The sequence below is a fragment of the Bradyrhizobium sp. CCBAU 25360 genome (genome assembly GCF_028128695.1).
Classification (GTDB): domain Bacteria; phylum Pseudomonadota; class Alphaproteobacteria; order Rhizobiales; family Xanthobacteraceae; genus Bradyrhizobium; species Bradyrhizobium ottawaense.
The window spans coordinates 237,797-259,025 of sequence record NZ_LBJA01000038.1; the positions used below are offsets into that span (position 1 = coordinate 237,797).

General features: G+C 65.6%; 15 protein-coding genes and 1 pseudogene. 2 read left to right on the top strand and 14 right to left on the bottom strand.

Translation table 11 applies throughout. The annotated features are described in order from the left end of the window. Positions 1 to 5 precede the first annotated feature (5 nt). On the top strand, positions 6 to 704 hold the full coding sequence (locus XH81_RS17075; protein ID WP_038950654.1) for a DUF1045 domain-containing protein: 699 nt from the start codon (positions 6 to 8) through the stop codon (positions 702 to 704). Positions 705 to 707: 3 nt separating this feature from the next. Here the strand turns inward: XH81_RS17075 and XH81_RS17080 are convergent, their stop codons facing one another. From XH81_RS17080 to XH81_RS17145, 14 genes and pseudogenes are all read right to left on the bottom strand, one after another. After that, positions 708 to 1,301, bottom strand: a complete 594-nt coding sequence (locus XH81_RS17080) for a hypothetical protein (RefSeq protein WP_028140778.1) — start codon at positions 1,299 to 1,301, stop codon at positions 708 to 710. Between the two features lie 83 nt (positions 1,302 to 1,384). Beyond that, on the bottom strand, positions 1,385 to 2,785 hold the full coding sequence (locus tag XH81_RS17085; protein WP_038950652.1) for a selenium-binding protein SBP56-related protein: 1,401 nt from the start codon (positions 2,783 to 2,785) through the stop codon (positions 1,385 to 1,387). A 384-nt stretch (positions 2,786 to 3,169) separates the two neighbouring features. Beyond that, on the bottom strand, positions 3,170 to 4,108 hold the full coding sequence (locus XH81_RS17090; protein WP_028140780.1) for a dihydrodipicolinate synthase family protein: 939 nt from the start codon (positions 4,106 to 4,108) through the stop codon (positions 3,170 to 3,172). A 129-nt stretch (positions 4,109 to 4,237) separates the two neighbouring features. Then, positions 4,238 to 6,319 (bottom strand): methyl-accepting chemotaxis protein, encoded by a 2,082-nt coding sequence (locus tag XH81_RS17095; RefSeq protein ID WP_271596296.1) that lies wholly within the window; start codon positions 6,317 to 6,319, stop codon positions 4,238 to 4,240. A gap of 122 nt (positions 6,320 to 6,441) precedes the next feature. Next, positions 6,442 to 7,212, bottom strand: a complete 771-nt coding sequence (locus XH81_RS17100; protein ID WP_271596297.1) for an enoyl-CoA hydratase — start codon at positions 7,210 to 7,212, stop codon at positions 6,442 to 6,444. A 4-nt stretch (positions 7,213 to 7,216) separates the two neighbouring features. Continuing rightward, entirely contained in the window at positions 7,217 to 7,690 is a 474-nt protein-coding gene (locus tag XH81_RS17105) for a MarR family winged helix-turn-helix transcriptional regulator (RefSeq protein WP_049806710.1), read from the bottom strand. Positions 7,691 to 7,738: 48 nt separating this feature from the next. Further along, the gene (locus XH81_RS17110) at positions 7,739 to 9,400 is read right to left on the bottom strand and encodes a tannase/feruloyl esterase family alpha/beta hydrolase (protein WP_271596298.1); all 1,662 of its coding nucleotides are present in this window, start codon (positions 9,398 to 9,400) and stop codon (positions 7,739 to 7,741) included. Positions 9,401 to 9,496: 96 nt separating this feature from the next. Further along, positions 9,497 to 10,951, bottom strand: a complete 1,455-nt coding sequence (locus XH81_RS17115) for a GntP family permease (RefSeq protein ID WP_028140785.1) — start codon at positions 10,949 to 10,951, stop codon at positions 9,497 to 9,499. 3 nt (positions 10,952 to 10,954) lie between these two features. Beyond that, positions 10,955 to 11,973: pseudogene (locus XH81_RS17120) on the bottom strand (patatin-like phospholipase family protein). A 222-nt stretch (positions 11,974 to 12,195) separates the two neighbouring features. After that, positions 12,196 to 13,440 (bottom strand): phosphoglycerate dehydrogenase, encoded by a 1,245-nt coding sequence (gene serA / locus XH81_RS17125; protein ID WP_028140787.1) that lies wholly within the window; start codon positions 13,438 to 13,440, stop codon positions 12,196 to 12,198. Positions 13,441 to 13,726: 286 nt separating this feature from the next. Further along, on the bottom strand, positions 13,727 to 14,959 hold the full coding sequence (locus XH81_RS17130) for a rhodanese-like domain-containing protein (protein ID WP_028140788.1): 1,233 nt from the start codon (positions 14,957 to 14,959) through the stop codon (positions 13,727 to 13,729). A gap of 69 nt (positions 14,960 to 15,028) precedes the next feature. Then, the gene (locus tag XH81_RS17135; RefSeq protein WP_028140789.1) at positions 15,029 to 16,207 is read right to left on the bottom strand and encodes a PepSY-associated TM helix domain-containing protein; all 1,179 of its coding nucleotides are present in this window, start codon (positions 16,205 to 16,207) and stop codon (positions 15,029 to 15,031) included. Positions 16,208 to 16,209: 2 nt separating this feature from the next. Next, positions 16,210 to 18,534: a TonB-dependent siderophore receptor gene (locus XH81_RS17140; protein ID WP_028140790.1), complete on the bottom strand. Its 2,325-nt coding sequence runs from the start codon at positions 18,532 to 18,534 to the stop codon at positions 16,210 to 16,212. A 212-nt stretch (positions 18,535 to 18,746) separates the two neighbouring features. Beyond that, positions 18,747 to 19,631 (bottom strand): dihydrodipicolinate synthase family protein, encoded by an 885-nt coding sequence (locus XH81_RS17145; RefSeq protein ID WP_028140791.1) that lies wholly within the window; start codon positions 19,629 to 19,631, stop codon positions 18,747 to 18,749. Positions 19,632 to 19,809: 178 nt separating this feature from the next. Between XH81_RS17145 and XH81_RS17150 the strand changes: the two genes are divergently transcribed. Further along, positions 19,810 to 21,222, top strand: a complete 1,413-nt coding sequence (locus tag XH81_RS17150) for an FAD-binding oxidoreductase (RefSeq protein WP_028140792.1) — start codon at positions 19,810 to 19,812, stop codon at positions 21,220 to 21,222. Positions 21,223 to 21,229 lie beyond the last annotated feature (7 nt).

Genomic DNA, 21,229 nt, shown 5'->3' on the forward strand with positions numbered 1-21,229 from the left:
AGGCGATGACAGGTTTTCCCCGCTACGCGATCTATTTTGCCGCCGGCAGTGACAGCGCGCTGTCCCGCTTCGGCGCCGAGTTGCTCGGCTACGATGCCTACACCGGCAACGAATTGCCGTTCCCGCGTGATGCGCTGCATGTCGCGCCGGACTGGCGCGACGTCAGCGCCGATCCACGCAAATACGGCTTTCACGCCACGCTGAAGGCGCCGATGGCGCTCGTATCAGACAGGACCGAAGCGGAACTGATGGCCGCCTGCGCCGCATTCGCCGGCAAATCGCGGCCGCTTGCCGTGATCCGGCCCGTGGTCGATGCCATCAGCGGCTTCATCGCCGTCATTCCGGCCGAGCCGGTCGAGGCGCTCCAGCAGCTCGCCGCCGATTGCGTCCGCGAATTCGACTCGTTTCGCGCCGCGCTGTCGGCGGGCGATCGGGCGCGGCGCAAACCCGAGAAACTCAGCGAGCGGCAGCGCGACTATCTCGACCGTTGGGGCTACCCTTACGTGATGGAAGAATTCCGCTTCCACATGACGCTGACGGGGCGGCTGGATGCCGAGCGCCGCGGACCGATCCTGGAGATGCTGAGGCCGCGGTTTGCGACGCTCGGTCTCGATACGCTGGCGATCGACCGCATCGCGCTATTTCGGCAGGATGATGCGGCGGCAAGATTCCACATCGTCGACGAGTGGCCTCTGGCGCGATAGACCTCAGCGCCAGCTCGCAAGATTCAAGGCGAGCGCCACCGCGCCAACCAGAACGAGGCTGGCCGCCCAGACTGCATCCAGATTGAACCAGCTTCGCGAGACGAACCTCAATCCAAGATGGCGGTAGACCAGCCACGCCAGACATCCGCCGGCGCCGACCATGGCGGCAACATGCACCAGGGACACCAGCACCGCCATCCCCAGACTTGTCTTCATCAGCGCGCCCGCCGCTTCATGGCCGGCATCGAATTCGAAGGCCTGGCAGAGCCCGAGATAGATCGGCACGAGCATCAAGGCGGCGCCGTGAGCGATGGCGACGGCAAATGACCAGAGCGCCAATTGCGTCGGCGGAATTCGTGCCAGCGCGCGGGGATGACGCCGCGCGATCAGCCGATAAACGCCGAAGCCGATGACGAGAAGGCTCGCGCCAATCTGGATCGAACGCTGCCACTCGGCCAGCACGAGCAGGAACGCGAATGGCAGCAGCACGAGAAATGTTGCCAGGAGATGCCCGGCCGACAGGGCCCACAACGCACGAAAGAGCGCGCGCGGGCTCTTGTCCATGAGCCCGGCCGAAACGGCAAGCGGCCATCCCATCCCCGGATTGACTCCGTGATAGAGGCCGCTCGCGACAAGGGCGAGCCACAGCCAGCCAAGCGCCGGGCTCGCGTGCCCACCATCTAGACCGACGGGTAGCAAAAGGAGTCCGTCGAACAATCGCCGCCCTCCAGCCTGATCTGGTGCGCACGATAGCCGTCCGGGAAGCTCACGAAATAGTCCTTGTCGAGCTCGAGGCCGCCGTTGCGACCGACATTGGCCATCACCTCCACGCCCGGAACCCCATCGGGATAGAACTGGTCGTCCCAGGTGGAATAGAGCGAATTGGTCCAGTACACGCGCCTGCCGTCGCGGCTGATCTCGACCATTTGCGGGCCGGCCGCAAAGGACTTGCCATTCGGATGCGCTGTACGGCGTGCGATGCCGCCGATGTGGACGGAGCCCGCAAGCTTCGGCTTTCTGGGATCGGTGACGTCGTACTGGCGCATTTCACCGGTGCCCCAGCACGACACATAGAGAAACCGGTCATCCATCGACAGGTCGATGTCGGTCACGAGCGGCGGCACGGCGCCAAATCCCTGCAGCAGCGGCGGGAGATTCTCCTTTGGCGCGGGTTCGGGCGGGATCGTTGCCGTCTTCTCGGCGTGGAATTTCCCGCCTTCGCGCCACCAGGTCCAGATCGATGCTTCGAGATTGGTGGTGTCGACCACGACGCCCACGAAGCCGTATTCGCGAACCGGATCGTGCGCAGGCCGCACCTCGAGCGCCATCTGATGATTGGCGCCAAGGTCGATGGTCTGCACGTTGCGCCGGGCGCGAAGATCCCAGAAGTGGAGACGATGGCCATATTTATTCGCCAGCAGATCCTCCGGGACGATCCCGTTCTCGAACTGCGGCGGCAAGGCCCATTCGCTCGTCACCATGTAATCGCGCGGCAGATTCCACCAGAAGTCATAATGCAGCGCCTGCGGACCGCGGTCGATCTCCCATCGTCCGAGGACCTCGAACGTCTCGCAATCCATGATGAAGACGCCTGGTGGCCCGTTGGTGCCGTCCTTACCGCCACCACCCAGCGTGCTCACGTAAATGCCGTCCGGCCCGCAATGGATGGTGTGCGGCCGCGAATAGCCGGTCTTCTTGAAGATTTCCTCGGGCTCGATGATCTTGTGGATCTTGGCTTTGGTCGGATCTGGCTTGGTATCGATGATGTAGATCCGCGACGAACGGATTCCGGGGATGATGAGATAGCGCCGCTCGATGAAGGCATGTCCGGCGAGCGGCGACAGAGCGGAGGAGCAGGCATTCCAGCCGAAGTGGTGAAACTCATCACCCTTGTTGGGCATCGTCACGGTGTGGACGATCTGGCTGTAGGTCGGCGATCCCGGCTTGACGTCGATGACCGCGAGAGCATCCGGCTTCGAGAAATCCGGACTGAGCAGCAACGTGTAGGCGAAGTTCTCCGCAGGTGCTTCCATCGCAAGCCTGGGCGATGCGTGAAATGTGGGATCCGGCCTCATCGTCATGGCACTGCCTCCCTGTTCTGTCGGTTCGCGCCAACCTGGCTCGGGATAACGGCATTATGAAGAGGTGTTACACGATGTCTCGAGATGCTCCGCGGGGCCTGGTTGGCGAACGTACCCTACTTCATCGCCGGGCTGCGGGAAACGGCCGAACCGCGCTAATTCGACGCCTTCAGCCAACTGGGGAAGCTGGCGAGTGAGGCTGGAGAGCGGGCCTCACACTCGATGTCGTCCCCGCGAACGCGGGGACCCATAATCCCAGGGAGTGGTTATCAAGCGAGCTGCCCGCTCCGAGTCTTCGCCAAACTTCTCTCTGTGGCTATGGGTCCCGGATCTACGCGCGCTTGAGGCGCGCTTGTCCGGGACGACACTGAGTGTTTGGTACCGCTACTTCCCCCACCGCAGCGCCAGCGCGTCGCGCTCCTTGGCGAGTTCCAGCAGGCCCGCGCGCGTGGCCGGATGCAGCGGCTGCAAGGGATGGCGCACCGCGTCCGACTTGATCACGCCGCCGGCCTGCATCATCGCCTTGCAGGCGATCAGGCCGCATTGGCGGTTCTCGTAATTGATCAGCGGCAGCCAGCGCTCGTAGGCGGCCTTCGCTTCCTCGCGCTTCCCGGCGAAATAGGGATCGACGATCTGGCGAATGCCGTCGGGATAGCCGCCGCCGGTCATCGCGCCGGTGGCGCCGGCGTCGAGATCGGCGAGCAGCGTGATCGCCTCCTCGCCGTCCCAGGGGCCCTCGATGTCCTTGCCGCCCGCCTCGATCAGGCTGCGGAGCTTTGAGGCCGCGCCCGGCACCTCGATCTTGAAATAGCGGATGTTGGCGAAGTCGCGCGCCAGCCGCGCCAGCAGCTCGACCGACAGCGGCGTGCCCGCGACCGGCGCATCCTGGATCATGATCGGAATGGTGATGGCGCCGGAGAGCACCTTGAAGAATTCGACGATGCCCTTCTCAGGGACGCGGAAGGTCGCGCCATGATAGGGCGGCATCACCATCACCATCGCGGCGCCGGCGGCTTCGGCCTGCTGGCTGCGCGCGGCGCAGACGGCCGAGCTGAAATGCGTGGTGGTGACGATCACGGGAACCCGGCCCGCGACATGCTCCAGCACGGCATGCATCACGGTTTCCCGCTCGGCATCGGTGAGCACGAACTGCTCGGAGAAATTGGCGAGGATGCAGAGGCCGTTCGAGCCGGCATCGATCATGAAATCGATGCAGCGGCGCTGGCCCTCGAGGTCGAGCTCGCCGCGCTCATCGAAGATGGTGGGCGCGACCGGGAACACGCCGCGATAGGGGCGCTGGGCCTTGTGTGGGGTGACCGGCATCGAACTCTCCATCCCTGATCTGTCTTACGTCTGGCGCCGCATAGGTGACGCGGCGGCACAGATGTAGCCGCCGGAGGGACCTGCGGCAATGCCGAACGCGCGACGTCAGATGGAGAAACTGAAGCGAAACTACGCGGTCTTGACCGCGCCCAAAAAGCCCTCGACCGCGACGCGGAGGCGGTCGGCGTCGGCCGACATCTTCTTGACGGATTCCGACAAGACCGTGCCGGCGTTGCCGGTCTCCTGATTGAGCCTGGCGACGCTGCCGATGGTGTCGGTGACTTCCCGCGTGCCCTGCGCGGCCTGCTGGAAGTTGCGCGAGATCTCTGTGGTGGCCGCGCGCTGCTGCTCGACGGCGGCGGCAATCGCCGTCATCTTCTCGTCGATGCCGCTGATGGCGCCGCCGATGGCGCGGATCGCGGTCACGGCCTGGCCGGTGGCGCCCTGGATCTCCTCGACCTGACGCGAGATCTCTTCCGTCGCCGTCGCCGTCTGTGCGGCGAGGTTCTTGACCTCGCCCGCGACCACGGCGAAGCCCCGGCCCGCTTCGCCGGCGCGCGCGGCTTCGATGGTGGCGTTCAAGGCCAGAAGGTTGGTCTGGCCGGCGATGGCGTTGATCATCTTCACGACCTCGCCGATACGGCTCGCGGTCTGGTCGAGGATCTCGACCGTCGCGTTGGTCTGCTCGGCCTGCGACACGGCTTCGCGAGCCTCTCGCGCACTCGACTGCACCTGCGCGGAGATCTCGCCGACGGATGCGGAGAGCTCCTCGGTCGCCGCCGCGATGGTCTCCAGATTGTTGGTGGCCTGCTCGGCGGCGGAGGAGACCGCGGCGGTCTGGCTGCTCGATTCCGACACCAGCGAGCGCACGCCGGTTGCGGTGGCATCGAGCTCCCGCGTCGAGGCCACAACGCTGTGGATCACCGCCTGCACGGTGTCGTCGAAACTGCGGCAGGCCTCGTCGACGGTACCGGAGCGGGCCAGTTGCAAGGCCTGCTGCGATTCGCGCTCCCGGCCCAGGCGCTCTGCGGTCGCCGCGCTCTCGCGCAGGCTTTCGAGCGCCGCGGCCATGGTGCCGAATTCGTCGGGATGCCGGGATTGCGGCACCGGCGTCGCGTAGTCGCGCGCGCTGATGCGGGCGATGGCGTCGAGAATGGCGCGCACCGGGCGCATCAGGCGATTGCGTACCACGAACACACCGGTCAGGGTCACGGCAAGCGCGAGCAGAAACGCGAGCGATTGGACGATGAGGTTGGTGAGGGCTTTCGCCTGAACCATCTCGGCACGTGCGATCGACTGGTCGAGGGCCTTGTTGGCGACTGCGACGATGGGCGCGAAGGGCGACTGGCACAGCGCGTTCCATTCCGCGGGGGGCATCGCCGGCTTGCCGCTGCCGTCGAAATTCCGGGTGAGATCGCCGATCTGCTTGAGCACTCCGTCGGTCTTGGCCCGCGCCTCCTTCGCCGCATTGACGAGGTCGGCCGTCACGTCGGGCGCAGCCAGCAGCTCCTCCATCCCGGTCCAGCCGGCGGTAACGATGCCGTTCCAGCTCGCCACGGTCTGCTTCTGGGTCTCGTCGAGCGGCTTGCTGGCATTGACGTTCGGGCGCAGCGTCGAGCACTGGATGCCGTAACGGTCGCGCACCTGCCAGGCAAGGCGGCGGGCCTGGATCATGCGTGCGATGAAGGGGTCGTTCATCCAGGCGCGGTTCGACACCGCGGTGGACGCCAGGTTGGCGGTATCGATCACCTTGGTGACGGCATCGTACCAGGGTGCGGTGCGTTCCATCTTGCGTTCGGCACGCGGCAGCTTGGCCTCGTCGTAGAACAGCTGGAATTTCGGGGCGGCCTCGCTCCAGCGCTGCTTCAGCGTGCTTGCGAGCTCGTCGCGGCGGGCAAAGTCGACGGTCGAGAGCGCCGCGACGATGGAATCATGGCCGGCCTGCTCGGCCTTCTCGGCAGCAACGAGCTTGGCGCGCGGATCGTCCTCGCCAAGCAGCGCGCTCTGAGCATCGCCGCGATTGTTACGCAGCGCGAGCACGCCGTGGAAGATCGCCTTGTCGGCATTCGCGAGACGTTCCGTTTCGAGACTCTCGCTGTAGCGGCCAAAGGCCCCCGCCATCTGGAACGCCGTCGAAGCCAGCGCGCCGACGGCCAGCAGGGCCATCAGCGTCAGGAGAAGCGAGCTTACCGATTTCTTAAACATTGCCATGGGTCGGGGGCCTACTCTTCACGAGCGGCCACCTTGCATCGCGACATGCCAAGGTTTGGTTAAGACTTTAATCAAACACCCGCGGTTGTGCGCGGCCGCGCCTCCTGGCGGGCCGCATCCCCTCACGCGACCTTGGTGAAATCCGGCGGACGGCGCTCGGCAAAGGCCGTAAACGCCTCGCGCGCCTCGGCGGTGCGCAGGCGCTGCGCGAACTGCTCGCCTTCGGCCTGCATCTGCGCGACCAGCGCCTCGCCGTTGCGCATCAGCTTCTTTGTGGCGGTGAGCGCGCCGACCGGCTGGCGGGCAAGACGCTGCGCCAGCGCGAGCGCCTCGGCATCGAGCTTGTCGAGCGGCACCACCCGGTTGGCGAGGCCCCATTCCAGCGCGGCCTTCGCCGGCACGGTCTCGCCCAGCGCGAACATCTCGTAGGCACGGGCATGGCCGATACGCGCCGGCATCAGCAGGCTCGATGCGGCCTCCGGCACCAATGCGAGGCTGACGAAGGGCGTCGACAACTGCGCGTTGTCGGCGAGCACGACGAGATCGCAATGCAACAGCATCGTGGTGCCGACGCCGACGGCGCGGCCCTGCACGGCGGCGACCAGCGGCCGGGTGCAGCGGGCCAGCGACTGGATGAAGCGCACGACGTTACGGCTGCCTTCGGACTTGCCGGCTGCGACCGCGGCGAATTCGCCGACGTCGTTGCCGGCGGTGAACATGTCGCCCTCGCCGCGGATCAGGATCACGCGGGCCGACGGATCGAACTCGGCGGATTCGATGGCATCGGCGAGCGTGCCGTACATCGCATCGGTCAGCGCGTTCTTCTTGTCGGGGCGCGCCAGCGTGAGGGTGAGAATTCCGCCATTGTTCTCGATCCGGACGTGCTCGGTCATTGCTCTACTCCCTGGATTCGTCTGAAGGTCTTGTTTCTGAAGGTCTTGGAAACTTGTCCTGAATGCTGGTCAGCCAGCGCGCGACGATGTCGATCTCCGCAGCCGTGAATCCGTCCGTCAGCGCGGCGTTGACCTCTGCCGCGCCGTCTTTCGCCTGCGCCAACGCGGTCCGCCCCTTCGGCGTCAGCCAGATGCGCCAGGCACGCCCGTCCTCGCGATCGGCCCGCCGCTCGATCAATCTCGCCGCCTCCGTGCGGTCGACGAGGCCGGAAATGCCGGCCGGCCCCATGTCGAGCGCGGCGCCCGCCTCGCCCATCAGGACGCCGTCCTGCTTGCCGAGGATGAACAACAGCCCCGCCTGCGCCGGCGTCACCTCATTCTCCGGCCGCGCCGCCATCCAGCGCTGCAAGCGGCGTTGCGCGACGCTCAGCAGGTAGATCAGTCGATGATGCCGCCCGTCGGCCGATTTATTTCGCATGCGAAATAGATAGCCGGACGCAAGCTTGTTGTCAAACGGGCCACCTCGTTACGGCGCGCAGGTGAAGCTCGCCGCCTCCGTCACCGCACCCGACTTGTAGTGCGGCCAGGCCGGCCAGCGGCACAGGGGCAGCGCGCGCAATGTTGCGAATGAGGGCGCCTCGACCTTCTGCTCGGCAACTTCGAGGTCGCCGGGCGCCTTGCCCTTCTCGACCCAGTCGACCAGCACGCTCAACATGTCGACGTTCGCCGGTGCGCCGGAGCCGACATGGTCGACGCCGGGTGCGGTGTAGAGCCGCGCGAACTCCGCGGTCTCGCCCTTGCCGAGCTTGCGCTCGACGCTCTCGAAATAGCGGATGCCGGCATAGGGGCTCTGCGCGTAGTCGGCCATGTGCTCGAGCACGATCAGACGGCCGCCGCGGGCGCGGAAGCGGCTGAGATCGGGATCGGTCGAGTCCATCAGGCTCGAGACCTCGAGCAGCCGCGCCTTGTGCTCCTCCACCTTATAGGTGGTGACGTCGAGCTTGGGATCGCGCGCAAAGACATATTGAATGCCGCCGGCGCCGTAGATCCAGGCGATGCCGTTGTTGGGCGCAGGCGGCTGCGCCGGCGGCGCGGTGCCGAGCCACCATGCCACCCAACCGCCGGTCGGACCTATCGCCGGCGTGTCCTCGCCCGACACGCCCCAGCCGGGATAGTCGTCGAGACCGTTGGCGAGCGCGAACGGGAATTTGTAGGTCCCGTGCAAGGTATCGATCGCCTTGATCTGCGCATCGGTCAGGCACTGATCGCCGCTCTTTCCGGCCTCACAGCGCAGCGTCTCGACCTTGAATGCCGCCTTGCAGGCGACGGGGTCCTGCACCAACGCATCGTCGGAGCCGTCGGCCTTGTCACAGGCCGCCCGCACGGCCTCGCCGACGAGCTTGACCTGCGCCGGATTGATCCAGCCCGCCCCCATCGTGACGAGACCCGAGCGCGTGCCGGCGTGCTGCAGGCCGACCCAGTTGATCACGGGCACGCGTGCGAAGATGCCGTCGAAATCGTCGGGGTAGCGCTGCGCCATGGTCAGGCCTTCGCGGCCGCCCTCGGACGAACCCATGAAATACATCTTGTCCGGCTTCTTGCCGTAGGCGCGCTCCATCAGCCCAACGGCCGCATCGCGCACCTTCTTGTAGGCGCGGTGAGCAAAATTCACGAAGGCTTCGTCATTCAGTGCAAAGACCTGCGGCGGCTCGCCTTGCCTGGTCTCGTGGCCCGAATCGGTGCCATAGGTGACGAAGCCGCGCGCCAGCGGCGACGGCTTGTCGAAGGGATAGGCCGGCGGCAGCGCAAGGCCGGTGATCAGCACACCGTTGAAACCACCGCCGCCATATTGCAGCGAGCGGCCGTTCCATTCGACGGGAAGGTTGACCTGGAATCTGATCGGCGGCGCTTTGGGATCGACAGGGTCGATATGGCCGAGCACCTTGCAGAACGCTGGATTGGCCGGCGTGATGCGCCCGGAGGGCGTGGGTCCGCGTTCGGCAACGGCGATCGGCGAGGGCGCCTGGAAGGTTGCGGAATCGATCTTCACGGCATCGGCCCCGTCGGCGAGACCCTTGCAGACCACATCGGCGTCTTCTGCCAGCGTTGCCGCCGACGCCGTGCCCGTCCCCAGTGTCGCCATCGAACCTACAAGCAACGCACACAGCTTCGCTTTCTTTCGCGTCATCGTTTCCACCCGGCTTTCTCGATTTGTTGCGTCGACGGCTGGCCGCATTCAATGCAACCTTCGTCCTCCCGTCAATCGCTCACGCCGAGCCGCTCATCAGAATGATCCGAGCGCGCTCCCCAAGGCGATCACGGCCACCAGCGCCAATAGCGACGTCACGATGCCCACCATCACAATGTCGAGATAGCTGTCGCGATGGGTCAGGCCGCAGATCGCGAGCAGGCTGACCACCGCACCGTTGTGCGGCAGGATGTCCAGCGTCCCCGAACCGATCACCGCGACGCGATGCATCAGCGCAAGGTCGATGCCGCTGCGCGCGGCGATCTCGACATAGGTCTGGCCGAGCGCGTCGAGCGCGATCGTCAAGCCGCCGGATGCCGAGCCGGTCAGCGCGGCCAGAATATTGGTCGCAACCGCGAGCGAAACCAACGGGCCACCTTCGATCGCAAGCACCCAGTCTCGCACCGTTTCGAAAGCCGGCAGCGCCGCGATGACCGCGCCGAATCCGACGAGGCTGGCGACGCTGAGCGCCGGCAGAACCGATGCATTGGCACCGGCGTCCATGGTCTGCCGCAGAGAGGGAAGCCGGGCCCAATTGAGAAGGATGGTCGTGACGATGGCAGCGCCCAGGGCGGTGCTGACCGACCACACACCAGCGACCGCCGCCAACGATGTACCGCCGAAGCGCTGCTCGCTCAGATACGAAACATCGAGCCGCGGCAACACCAGCAGCGACATCACGAGATTGACAGCCACGACGACGGCCAGCGGCAGGATGGCACTCACCACCGGAGCCGACAGTTCACCGCGCCGTCCATGCCGGATCTCGGCCGGATCGAACTCTCGCGCGGTGGTCGCGTATTCGCGGACCAGTTCGTCGTCGACGGCACGTTCGGCCGCACCCTCCATGTCCTCGCCATAGCCTTCCCCCGCACGGCGGGCCGCGGCTTCAGCGCGGCGCAGCCACCACAATCCCGCGCCAGCCATGATCAGGGAGGCGATGATGCCGAGTCCGGGTGCGGCAAACGGCGTCGTTCCGAAGAACGGCATCGGGATAGCGTTCTGGATCGATGGCGTGCCCGGCAAGGCCGACATCGTGAAGGTCGATGTGCCCAGCACGATCGCGGCCGGAATCAATCGCCGCGGAATCGCGGCGGCACGAAACAGCGAGCGGGCCATGGGGACGATCACGAAGAACGCGACGAACAGGCTGACGCCGCCATAGGTGACCATCGCACCGGCGAGCACGACCGCCAGGATCACGCGGCGCTCGCCAAGACGTCTCGCCATGAAGGTGGCAACCGACGCGACCGCCCCGCTGTCGTCCATCAGTTTCCCGAATACGGCGCCGAGCAGGAAGATCGGGAAGAACTGCGCCAGGAATGCTGCGGCATTCACCATGAAGATCTGCGTCAGGTTCGCAAGCAGCGGCTCGCCGCCGAACAGCGCCGCGACGAGCGCGGCGAACGGCGCCAGCAGAAGAACGCTCCAGCCGCGAAAGGCGAATAGGACGAGAAGGCCAAGCCCGACGAGAATGCCGAGAAGCCCCACCTCTCAGCACTCCGACAGCAGGATGTCGAGATCGGCGGTCGAGCGCCGACCGATATCCGGGCCGTGCTCGTCGAGGAACGTTTCGGCCGCCTGACGTCCTTCGCCGTGCAGCATCGAGACGAACTCCCATTCGGCGTTGAGCTTGGACGAGGCGCCGAACTTCGCCAGCATGTCGCTCTTGACGCGGTGGGTCCGCATCTTCGCCCAGCGCGCGCCCTCGCCGCTTCCCGGGTCGGCCGCCTGACGCAGCAACGCGATCATACGCAACTCCTTCATCAGCGGCGAGTTGAACGAAATCTCGTTCAGCCGATTGAGTATCTCCGCAGCCGTCCGCGGCTCTTCCGGCTTTTCAGTCGGATTGATCTGCACCAGGATGGTGTCGTGCGCGTCGCTTTCGCGAATGAGCGGTGTGATGGTCGGGTTGCCGGCATAGCCGCCATCCCAATACGGTTCGCCGTCGATCTCGATCGCGCGGAACATGGTTGGCAGGCAGGCCGACGCGAGCAACACGTCAACCGTGATCTCCGCGTTGCGGAAGATGCGTCCTCGCCCAGTGCGCACCCGCGTCGCAGTGATGAACAGCTTGATCGGCGAGCGCGCGAGGCGCTCGAAATCGATGCTCTCAGCAGCACCGCATGCAGCGGATTGTAGCCGGTCGGATTGAGGTCGTAGGGGGAGAGCACCCGCGACATCAGGTCGGTCAGGATGTAGGCCGGCGACGTATCGAGCGTCCAGCGCCCCATCAGCCGGTCGAGCGGCGAGCGCTGGAGCGGGCTGAAGGCCGCCGCCTTCGAAACGCGGCGCCAGTATCGTTCGAGCGCGTCACGCGCACCCTCGGCCCCACCGGCCGTCCACCCATCCGCCAGCACCGCTGCGTTCATCGCGCCTGCGGACGTCCCGGAGATCGCGGCGATCGTAAGCCGCTTCTCTTCCAGCAGGCGATCGAGCACGCCCCAGGTGAAGGCGCCATGCGAACCGCCGCCTTGAAGCGCGAGATCAATCAGTACGCTGTCCGGTTCCATCGCGGCACTCACGCAACTGAAGCTCAATTCGACGCGACTTGTCACGTGGGCGTCGAAGTCGATGGCGTAGTTTAGAGAGCCTTGGCGGAGAAATGCAACCGGAACGTGGGCCCCGCGCCGTCTAAAGCGCGATGCGATGAGGATGAATCGTCATCGCGCTTTAGGTCGTTGTTTAAGCATGATCTTTTCGGAAAACCGCTGCGCACTTTTCCGGATCATGCTTTAGTGCTCGAACACCAGCCGCGCGCCGACCGTGCCGTCGAGGGCGCGGATCTGCTGGAGCAGCGCCGCGGAATCCTGCCCCGCCAGATCGGCATCGAGCACGACGTAACCGAGATCGCCGGCGGTCTCCAAATATTGCGCGGCGATGTTGATGTCGCGCTGGAGGAAGACCTCGTTGAGCCGGCGCAGCATGCCGGGCACGTTGCGATGGACATGACTGAAGCGCGCGCCGGAGGGACGCAGATGCAGCTGCACTTCCGGAAAGTTCACCGCGCCCATGGTCGAGCCCGTGATGAAATAGTCGACCAGCTTGCGCGCGACTTCGCCGCCGATGCGCTCCTGCGCCTCTTCGGTCGAACCGCCGATATGCGGGGTGAGGATGACGTTCTCGAGGCCCTGTATGGGGCTTTTGAAGCGATCAGAATTCGACGACGGCTCGACCGGAAACACGTCGACGGCCGCGCCGGCGAGATGACCGTCGCGCAAAGAGCGAGCGAGCGCGTCGAGATCGACCACGGTGCCGCGGCTGTTGTTGATGAGGAACGAGCCGGGTTTCATCGCCCGTAGCTCCTTCTCGCCGATCATGCCCGCGGTTTCCGGCGTCTCCGGCACGTGCAGGCTGACGACGTCGCTCTGCGCCAGCAGCTCCTCCAGCCTCTCGACCGGCTCGGTGTTGCCGTGGCGGAGCTTGTCGGTGCGGTCGAAATAGATCACGCGCATGCCGATGGCTTCGGCCAGCGTCGAGAGCTGCGAGCCGATATTGCCGTAGCCGACGATGCCGAGCGTGCGGCCGCGCACCTCGCGGCTGCCGGTCGCCGATTTATCCCAGCCGCCGTCATGCGCCGACACCGAGCGCGGAAAGATCCGCCGCAGCAGCATCACGATCTCGCCGATCACGAGCTCGGCGACGCTGCGCGTGTTGGAGAACGGCGCGTTGAAGACGGGAATGCCGCGCTTGCGCGCCGCCGCAAGATCGACCTGGTTGGTGCCGACGCTGAAGCAGCCGACGGCGAGAAGCTGGTCGGCGGCCGCGAGCACGTCATCGGTGATCTGGGTGCGCGAGCGGATGCCGAGCAGCGACACGCCCTTGAGCGCACGCCGCAGATCGTCACCGTCCAGCGCCTTGGTCAGCCGCTCGACATTGGTGAAGCCCGCGCCCTTGAAAAGGTCGACAGCGCTGTCGTTGACGCCTTCGAGCAGCAGGGCCTTGGCACTCCGCTCAGGGCTTTGGCCTGGGGCTGGCATGGTGTCTCCATAGATGATGAGCTTGGTCGCAGCTCATAGACCGCGGACGATGCGCGGCACAATAGGGGTCGGATACGGGGAGAAAATGGCGGGGAGGTAGATGTTTACAGCGCCGGGCCGCGGCGGCCGTCCTGTCATCCTGAGGTGCGAGACGGGCGGTGCCAAGCACCGCACGGGGAGCTTCGAAGGATGAACGGCCCCCGATGCAGTTGGGCGGAGAGCGCCGGGCCGTCGCCCTTCGAGGCTCGCCGAAGAGGCGAGCGCCTCAGGGTGACGGATAACACCGTCAAATCACATAAAACCCGTGCGTGCCGTCGCGGCGGAGTTGCTCGACCAGCCCATATTCCCAATCGAGATAGGCCTGCATCGCGGCTTGCGCGACGTCGGTGCCTTCATAGGGCCGGCGGTAACGGTGGGCCGGATCGGGCTTGGGCAGCACGCGCGGCGGACCGATCTCGAGCGCGCCATCATAGCCTCCTTCCAGCACATAAACCTCCCAACCCATCTGGGCGAGCCATGATGCGGTCATATCGGCGCGGACACCCTTGTCGTCGGTCAGGAGAATGCGCGCGCCACGCACGGGCGCGGCCATGTCGGTCTCCTGGACCAGCTGGCCGCCGGGATAATGGCGGAAGCCCGCGAGGTGACCCGCCGCATATTCCTCGGCATCGCGCACGTCGAAACGATAGAGGGTGCGGTCCGTTTGCGCGACGAGTGCAGCCATCTCGCTTGCGCCGATATGGCGAACACCGGCGCGATAGGCGACGTCGCGCGCATTGGCCGGGCCGCTCTCGAACGAGCCGAGCGCGCCGCGCCTGTCGGCGCCGTGATCGAGCGTGTGCCGCGCCAGCGTCCAGCCGATGGTGCCGTTGCGCAGCGCCCGCACCTTATTGGGCACGCCGGCATTGATCAGCGACTGGGTGCCGATGATCGAGCGGGTACGGCCGGCGCAATTGACGATGATGGTGGTTTCAGGATCGGGCGCGGCCTGCCCCGCCCGCAGCACCAGCTCCGCGCCGGGCACGCTGACCGAGCCCGGAATGTTCATCGTCGCATATTCGTCGAAGCGGCGGACGTCGAGGATGGCGATGTTGGCCTTGTCCGCGATGAGTTTTGCCACCTCGTCGGCGCTGAACGACGGCGTGTGCCGTCGCGCCTCGACCAGTTCGCCGAACGCTTTCGAATAGGAATTGACGTCCTCGAAAACCTCATAGCCCGCTGCACGCCAGGCGTTCAGCCCGCCGTCGAGCGCGCTGATATGGGTATATCCGAGCGCGAGGAGGCGTTCGGCGCCGGCCGCGACCAGCCCCTCGCCGTCATCGTAAAGCACGATCGCCACGTCCTTGCGCGGCAGCCGCACCTCGGCCTCGATCGCGATCCGATCCACGGCCATGTTGGCCGCGAACAGGGGATGCCCCGTCGCAAAGCCTGCCTCGTATCTGAGATCGAGCAGCGCGATTTCTTCGCGCAGCAGCAGTGCGCGGCGGATATCGGCGGGGGTGACGGTCGGAAGCTTCATGGCGCGGACCTTGAGAAGAGGGCCATGAGCTTTTGACCGATTAGAAGCGCGTTGGCTAGCCTCGTCGGCTCACTCGCCGGGAACGAGTCGCCCGAGCGGCTGCTGTGCCGGACGGCGCAGCTTGCGGCGCGACAGATAGAGCAGGATGCCGGTGACCGCGAATAACGGCATCGACATCGCGGCAATCATGAATGCGAGCTTGCCCGGCCAGCCCAGGATCTCGCCGCGATGGATGTCGTAGATGGCCGCGATGCTCTTTTCGCCGAACGTCTTGTCAGCAAAGCGCTCCGCTGAGACCAACTGCCCGGTGACGGCGTCGATGCGGAATTCGTCGCGCGTGGTTTCCAGCAACGAGGCTTTCCCCCACGACCGGATGCGCAACGTCGTACCCTGCGCAGGCAGCGTCAGCAAGGCCCTGGAGAATCGGTCGCCCTCCTCACGCTGGAACGTCATCCAGGCCTGATCGAATCCGATTGGCGGCGCCGGTTCGGAGTTGGCCGCACGCGGCAGCTTTGCGGGCATTTTCGCTGCCGTGACGTGCGGACGTGCGAGCAGCCAGGTCACGCCGTCCTTGTACCATTCGAATGAGAAATACAGGCCGGTGAGCGTCATCGTCAGATAGACCGGAAGGACCCAGGTGCCGATCACGGTATGCAACGACCGGTGCAGAGCGCGGCCACCGAGCCCAAGATTCGGTTTCAGCCACATTTTCGGACTGCCTGCACGACGCGGCCAGCGCAGCACGAGGCCCGACACCAGCATGAGGATCAGGCCGAGCGCGACCGTGCCGGTGATCGGACGTCCCCAGCCCTTGCCGTCGCCGGGAATGAGCAGCCAACGATGCAGCCGGCGCACGGTCGCGAAAAATGCTTCGCCGCGCGGCGAGCCCAGCACGCGGGCGTCATAGGGATCGACATAGAGCGAGGTCGGCCGGTCGCCCCGATCGTCACGGGCAAAGCGGACATGAACCGCCGCAGATGGATCGCTCGACAGTGTGACGGCGGCGACCTTGCCGAGGTCCTGCGAGGCCTTCAGCCGGGCAACCAGCGCATCAGGCATCAGCGCCGGCGCCTGACGCGGCGCGACCTGCATGATGCCGGCATTGAGATGATCGACGATCTCGTCCTCGAAACTCATGGTCGCGCCGGTCAGCGCGATCAGGGACACCAGCAGCGCAAGGACCAGGCCCGCGATGGAATGGACCTGAAACAGGACCGCCTTGATGGTGTGTCCGAGCCGCGCGGCCATGGCTAGAACTTCACCGTGGCCGACAGCGATACGCGCCGCGCATCGCCGATGGCGACGTTCAGGGCGTTACCGGTGGTGGATGTGTAGTAGACCTTGTCGAACAGGTTCTTGACGTTGAACTGATAGGTCACCGGCAGATTATCGACCTTCGTGTCGTAAGTCGCAAAGATGTCTGCGACGGTATAGGCCGGCATGAAGAACGTGTTGGCGGCGTCGCCCGGCCGGTCACCGACATAGCGCGCGCCGCCGCCCAGCCGCAGACGTCCGGCGAGCGCGTCCCCGAAATCATAGACGAGATAGAGTGAGGCCGTGTTCATCGCGACATTCAGCAACTTTGCGTTGCCGACGACGGGATCATTGATCAGGCGCGCATCGGTATAGCCGTAACTTCCAATCATGCTCCAATGGTCGGTCAGCTTGCCGGTCACGTCCAATTCGACGCCGCGCGACCGGGCCGCTCCGGAGGTGCGCGCCGCCGACTTGCCGTTGCCGATGTCATCGAGCACCAGCACGTTCTTCTTTTCGATGTCGTAGACCGCCAGGGTGCCCGACAGCCGCTTGTTGACATCGAACTTCAGCCCGGTCTCCCACTGCGTTCCCTCTTCGGGCGCAATGGTGGAGTCGACGACGAAGCCGGTGGTGAAAGCCGCGATGGTCGAGGTCGGCTTCAGCGACTGCGTATAGCTCACGTAATAGGAGAGCTGGTCGTTCAGCTTGACGATGACGCCGCCGAGCGGCAGCACCTTGTCGCCTGCGAGATTGGTGTTCGTGACGAAGACTGGCCGGCCCTTTCCTGCGAGCTGCTCGTATTCCATCCAGCGCACGCCGCCAACCACGGACAGCCAGTTGGTCAGATGGAAGGTGTCCTGAGCAAAGAAGCCGCGGGTGCCGAGCTTGTCGGTCTGCTCGCTGTCGGTTGCCGAAACGGTCGTGCCCGGCACGACCAGTCCGTAGACCGGGTTGTAGAAATTGAAGCTTGGCGTCGCCTGGCGGATCAGATCGTGGCGATCGATCGTGCGATAGAGCGCCTCGCCTCCGAACAGGATCTCGTTGCGGAAGCCGCCGACCCAGACGTCGCCCTGCAGATACGAGGTGCCGTAACTGGCATTGCTCAGCGAGTTACGGGTGCCATCGTTGCTGCGGGTCTCGACGCCGGTCGCGGCGTTGACGCCTGTGATGCGGAGCTGATTGGCGCTGAAGGTCTCGGTGTTGTAGCTGTAGGCCGCGGTGACCTTCCAATTGTCGTCGAGCTTCTGCTCGACCGAAGCCTGCACCAGGTCGGAGGTGCCCCACATATTGTTGAAGGGCTCGTCGAGACGGCGCGTCGCCGGGATTGCCAGCGGCGCCCCCTTGACGAAGGACGTGCCGCGGTCGAACGGAGTGATGAACTCACGGTGCTCATAGGTGAGCTGAACCGTCGTGGTGTCGCCGTACCAGGCCAGCGACGGGTTCACCAGCATTTCCCTGTGGCGGCCGAAATTACGCCAATAGTCCTCGCTGACGCCGTAACCGACGAAGCGATAGGCGAGACCGCCGTCGCCGATCGGGCCGGTGATGTCGAGCGTGCCGTCGGCGCCGCTGCGGTTGTTCGCGTAGGTCGACCCGAGCAGCGTGACCGAGCCGTGCTGGTACAGCTCCGGACGCTTGCTGATGGTGTTGACGATGCCGCCGGGGTCCATGATGCCGTAGAGCAGCGAGGCCGGTCCCTTCAGCACCTCGACGCTTTCGACGGCGGCATTGAGGCTGCGGCCCTGCACCAGCGGCATGCCGTTGCGCATGATCGAGCCGTCGCGATTGTCGCCGAAGCCACGGCGGATCACGGCATCCTGGGTTCCGGCAAGCGTGTTGGTCTGGGTGATGCCGCTGATATTGATCAGCGCGTCGTCGATGTTGCGCGGCAGTTGGTCCTTCAACACCTGCTCGGGCACGACGTTGACGGACTGAGAGGTGTCGAGTGGCGAGGCGCCGCTGCGCAGCGTCGTCGCGCTCGGCATCGCGCGGTAGCCGAGCTTTGCGGCCTGCTGCGCGGCGGCTTCCGCAGCCGCGCGCTCCGAGAGCGTCGGTGCGGCGGCCGCAGGGTTACGATTGCGCTGGCGCGCGGCGGTCTGCGCGCGGCGCGACGGCTGGTCCGATGCGCGCACCAGCTTCGGCCGCTGCGCCGGCGCCTCCACCGTCACCGGCGGCAGGGCCGATTGCGCCTGCGCGGTCGTCGTGTTGGAGGGGCATTCGGCGAGCAGCACGGCCGCTCCGATGAGAAGACCCGCACGGCTCTTGCCGGCATGAGTTCGATGGCTGCAGATGCGCTGGCCATCCAGATAAGCACGCACGTTCGATTCACTTCCCGGTCAGACGCAGCCTTGAAGCTGGCGCGTCTAACAGCCGCAGCGATTGAAGAGAACCGCAGGCAGAGTTGAATCGCTCTAGTGTTGAATCGTTCTAAGGACGGAGCGGCATCGAACGGCAATCTTCGATTGCCGCCGTGCCGGCCGCGACACGCAGCGCGCGAACTGGCGGCGGCGTATCACGATTTTGTGCGGTCTCAGGCGATAGCAGGAGCCGTCAACTCGTCGAGCTTCCGCTTGAATGCGGAGCCGTCGGACGAGGCGCGGAGCGGCGGGCGCACGCGCTGCCAGGCCGCATCGCCGGTCTGTGCCGCCAGGATCGCTTTCAGCGTCGCGGTGAACGAGGGCGTCTTCAGCACGATTTCGATCGCAGCCTGCATGCGCGCTTCGACATCCTTGCCCTCGACCATGCCCTTGACCAGCTCGGGCACGACGTTGGCCATGCCGCAGATGGTGCCGGCGCCGCCAGCGGCGATCGCGCGGGTGATATCGGCTTCATTGCCGACGGTGATGGCGAGCTCGGGAGCCGCCGCACGGAATGCCTGGAACTGCTTGAAGTCACCGCTGGAGTCCTTCAGGCCGGCAATCACCTTGCCGTAACGCTTGCGCAGGCTCGCGGCGACGGCGGTGGGGATAGCAACGCCCGACATCTGCGGGATGTGATAGAGATAAGCACGCAGCCGATCGTCGGCGACGCCGTCGATGATCGCGGCAAAGGCATCCTCGATGCCTTCAGGCGCGACGCTGCGGTCGAAGTAAGGCGGCAGCACCAGCACGTGGCGCAGGCCGAGGCCGAGCGCCGCGCGCGAGAGTGCGATACTGTCGGTGATGGCGGGAAAGCCACCACCGATGCCGATGCGTTCCGGCGCAACACCGGCCTTGAGCACGGCTTCGATGGTCGCAACGCGCTCGGTGACATTGAACGAGGTGCCTTCGCCGGTGGTGCCGAACAGCACGACGCCGTCGACACCCTTGCCGAACAGCTGCTTGGCGTGAGCCGCAAGCTTGGCGGCGTCCACGCTGCCGTCGGCCGCCAGCGGCGTCGCCGATGCCACCCAGAACCCGCGAATTGCCTCTGTCATCACACCGCCCTCTCAGCTGCGATCTCGGATCAAGCCTCTGATCTCCCAATGGTCTCCAAGGGGCTTCCGAGCTTGTTTTTGCTTTACTTTCTGTCTTGTACCTTACATACAAGAAAGACGCAAATATTTTCCCCCGTCACGGCGCGCATGGGCGCAGCCAGATTTAGGGAGGTCTCGCATGAACATGGTGACCCCGGTGAAGCGGCCCGACCAATTGCTCGGCGCACTTCGCGACAAGCTTGGCGCAGCCGGCGTCCTGATCGGCACCGACGTGCCGGCGCGCAACTGCAACGACTGGAGCGCGAGCCTGCCGCAGACGCCGCTTGCGGTGATCCGTCCCGTCGATGCGCAAGGCGTGGCCGATGCGATTGCGACCTGCCGGCAGGCGCAGCTGCCGTTCGTGCCGCAGGGCGGGCTGACCGGGCTGTGCCGCGGCGCCTCGCCCGAAGCCGGCTGGGTCGCGATCTCGCTCGAGCGCATGAGCGGCATCGAGGAGATCGACCGCGCTTCCGCCACGATGACGGTGAAGGCGGGCACGCCGCTGGAGACGATCCAGAAGGCGGCGGACGAAGCCGGCTTCTTCTTTCCGCTCGACCTCGGCTCGCGCGGCTCCTGCGCCATCGGCGGCAATCTCTCGACCAATGCCGGCGGCAACCGCGTGATCCGCTACGGCATGACGCGCGAGCTTGTGCTCGGTCTCGAAGTCGTGCTGCCCGACGGCACCATCATCACTGGCCTCAACAAGCTGATGAAGAACAATGCCGGCTACGATCTGAAGCATCTGTTCATCGGCTCGGAAGGCACGCTCGGCATCATCACCCGCGTTGTGCTGCGGCTGTTCCCGAAGCCGCGCTCGACCATGGCCGCGCTCTGCGCGCTGACGGACTATGCGGCGGTGATCGCGCTGCTCGATGCGGCGCGCAGCGGGCTCGGGCCGCTGCTGTCGGCGTTCGAGGTGATGTGGCCGGACTATTGGGACGTGATCACGACTCGCGCCGGCGTGAAGCCGCCGATCGCCGCAGGTCACGGCCTCTACGTGCTGGTCGAGGCGCAAGGCACCGACGAGAGCCTGGACGCGCCGCGCTTCCAGGCCTGGCTCGAAGAGCTGATGGAGCGCGGGCTGCTGGCCGATGCCGCGGTGGCGCAATCGCTGGCGCAGACGCAGAGCTTCTGGCGCGTGCGCGACATCTGCGCCGAATTCGGCCAGGTGCTGGGCCCGCACATCTCCTACGACATCGGCCTTGCGGTGGCGCGAATGGACGAGTTCGTCACGCGCTGCAAGGCGGCGCTCGCTTCCGGCATCGAGGGATGTGAGAGCGTCTATTACGGCCATATCGGCGACGGCAATCTGCACCTGGTCTCCTGGGTCACCGGCCTCTCCGTCGAGCAGCAGCCGAAGGAAGAGATGGACACGATCATCTACGGTCTCGTTCGCGAGATGGGCGGCAGCATCTCGGCCGAGCACGGCATCGGCACGCTGAAGAAGAAATGGCTGGGCCATGCCAGGAGCGAGGCCGAGATCGCGCTGATGCGGACGCTGAAAGCGGCGCTCGATCCCGATCATCTGCTCAATCCCGGCAAGGTGGTCTGAGAAACGC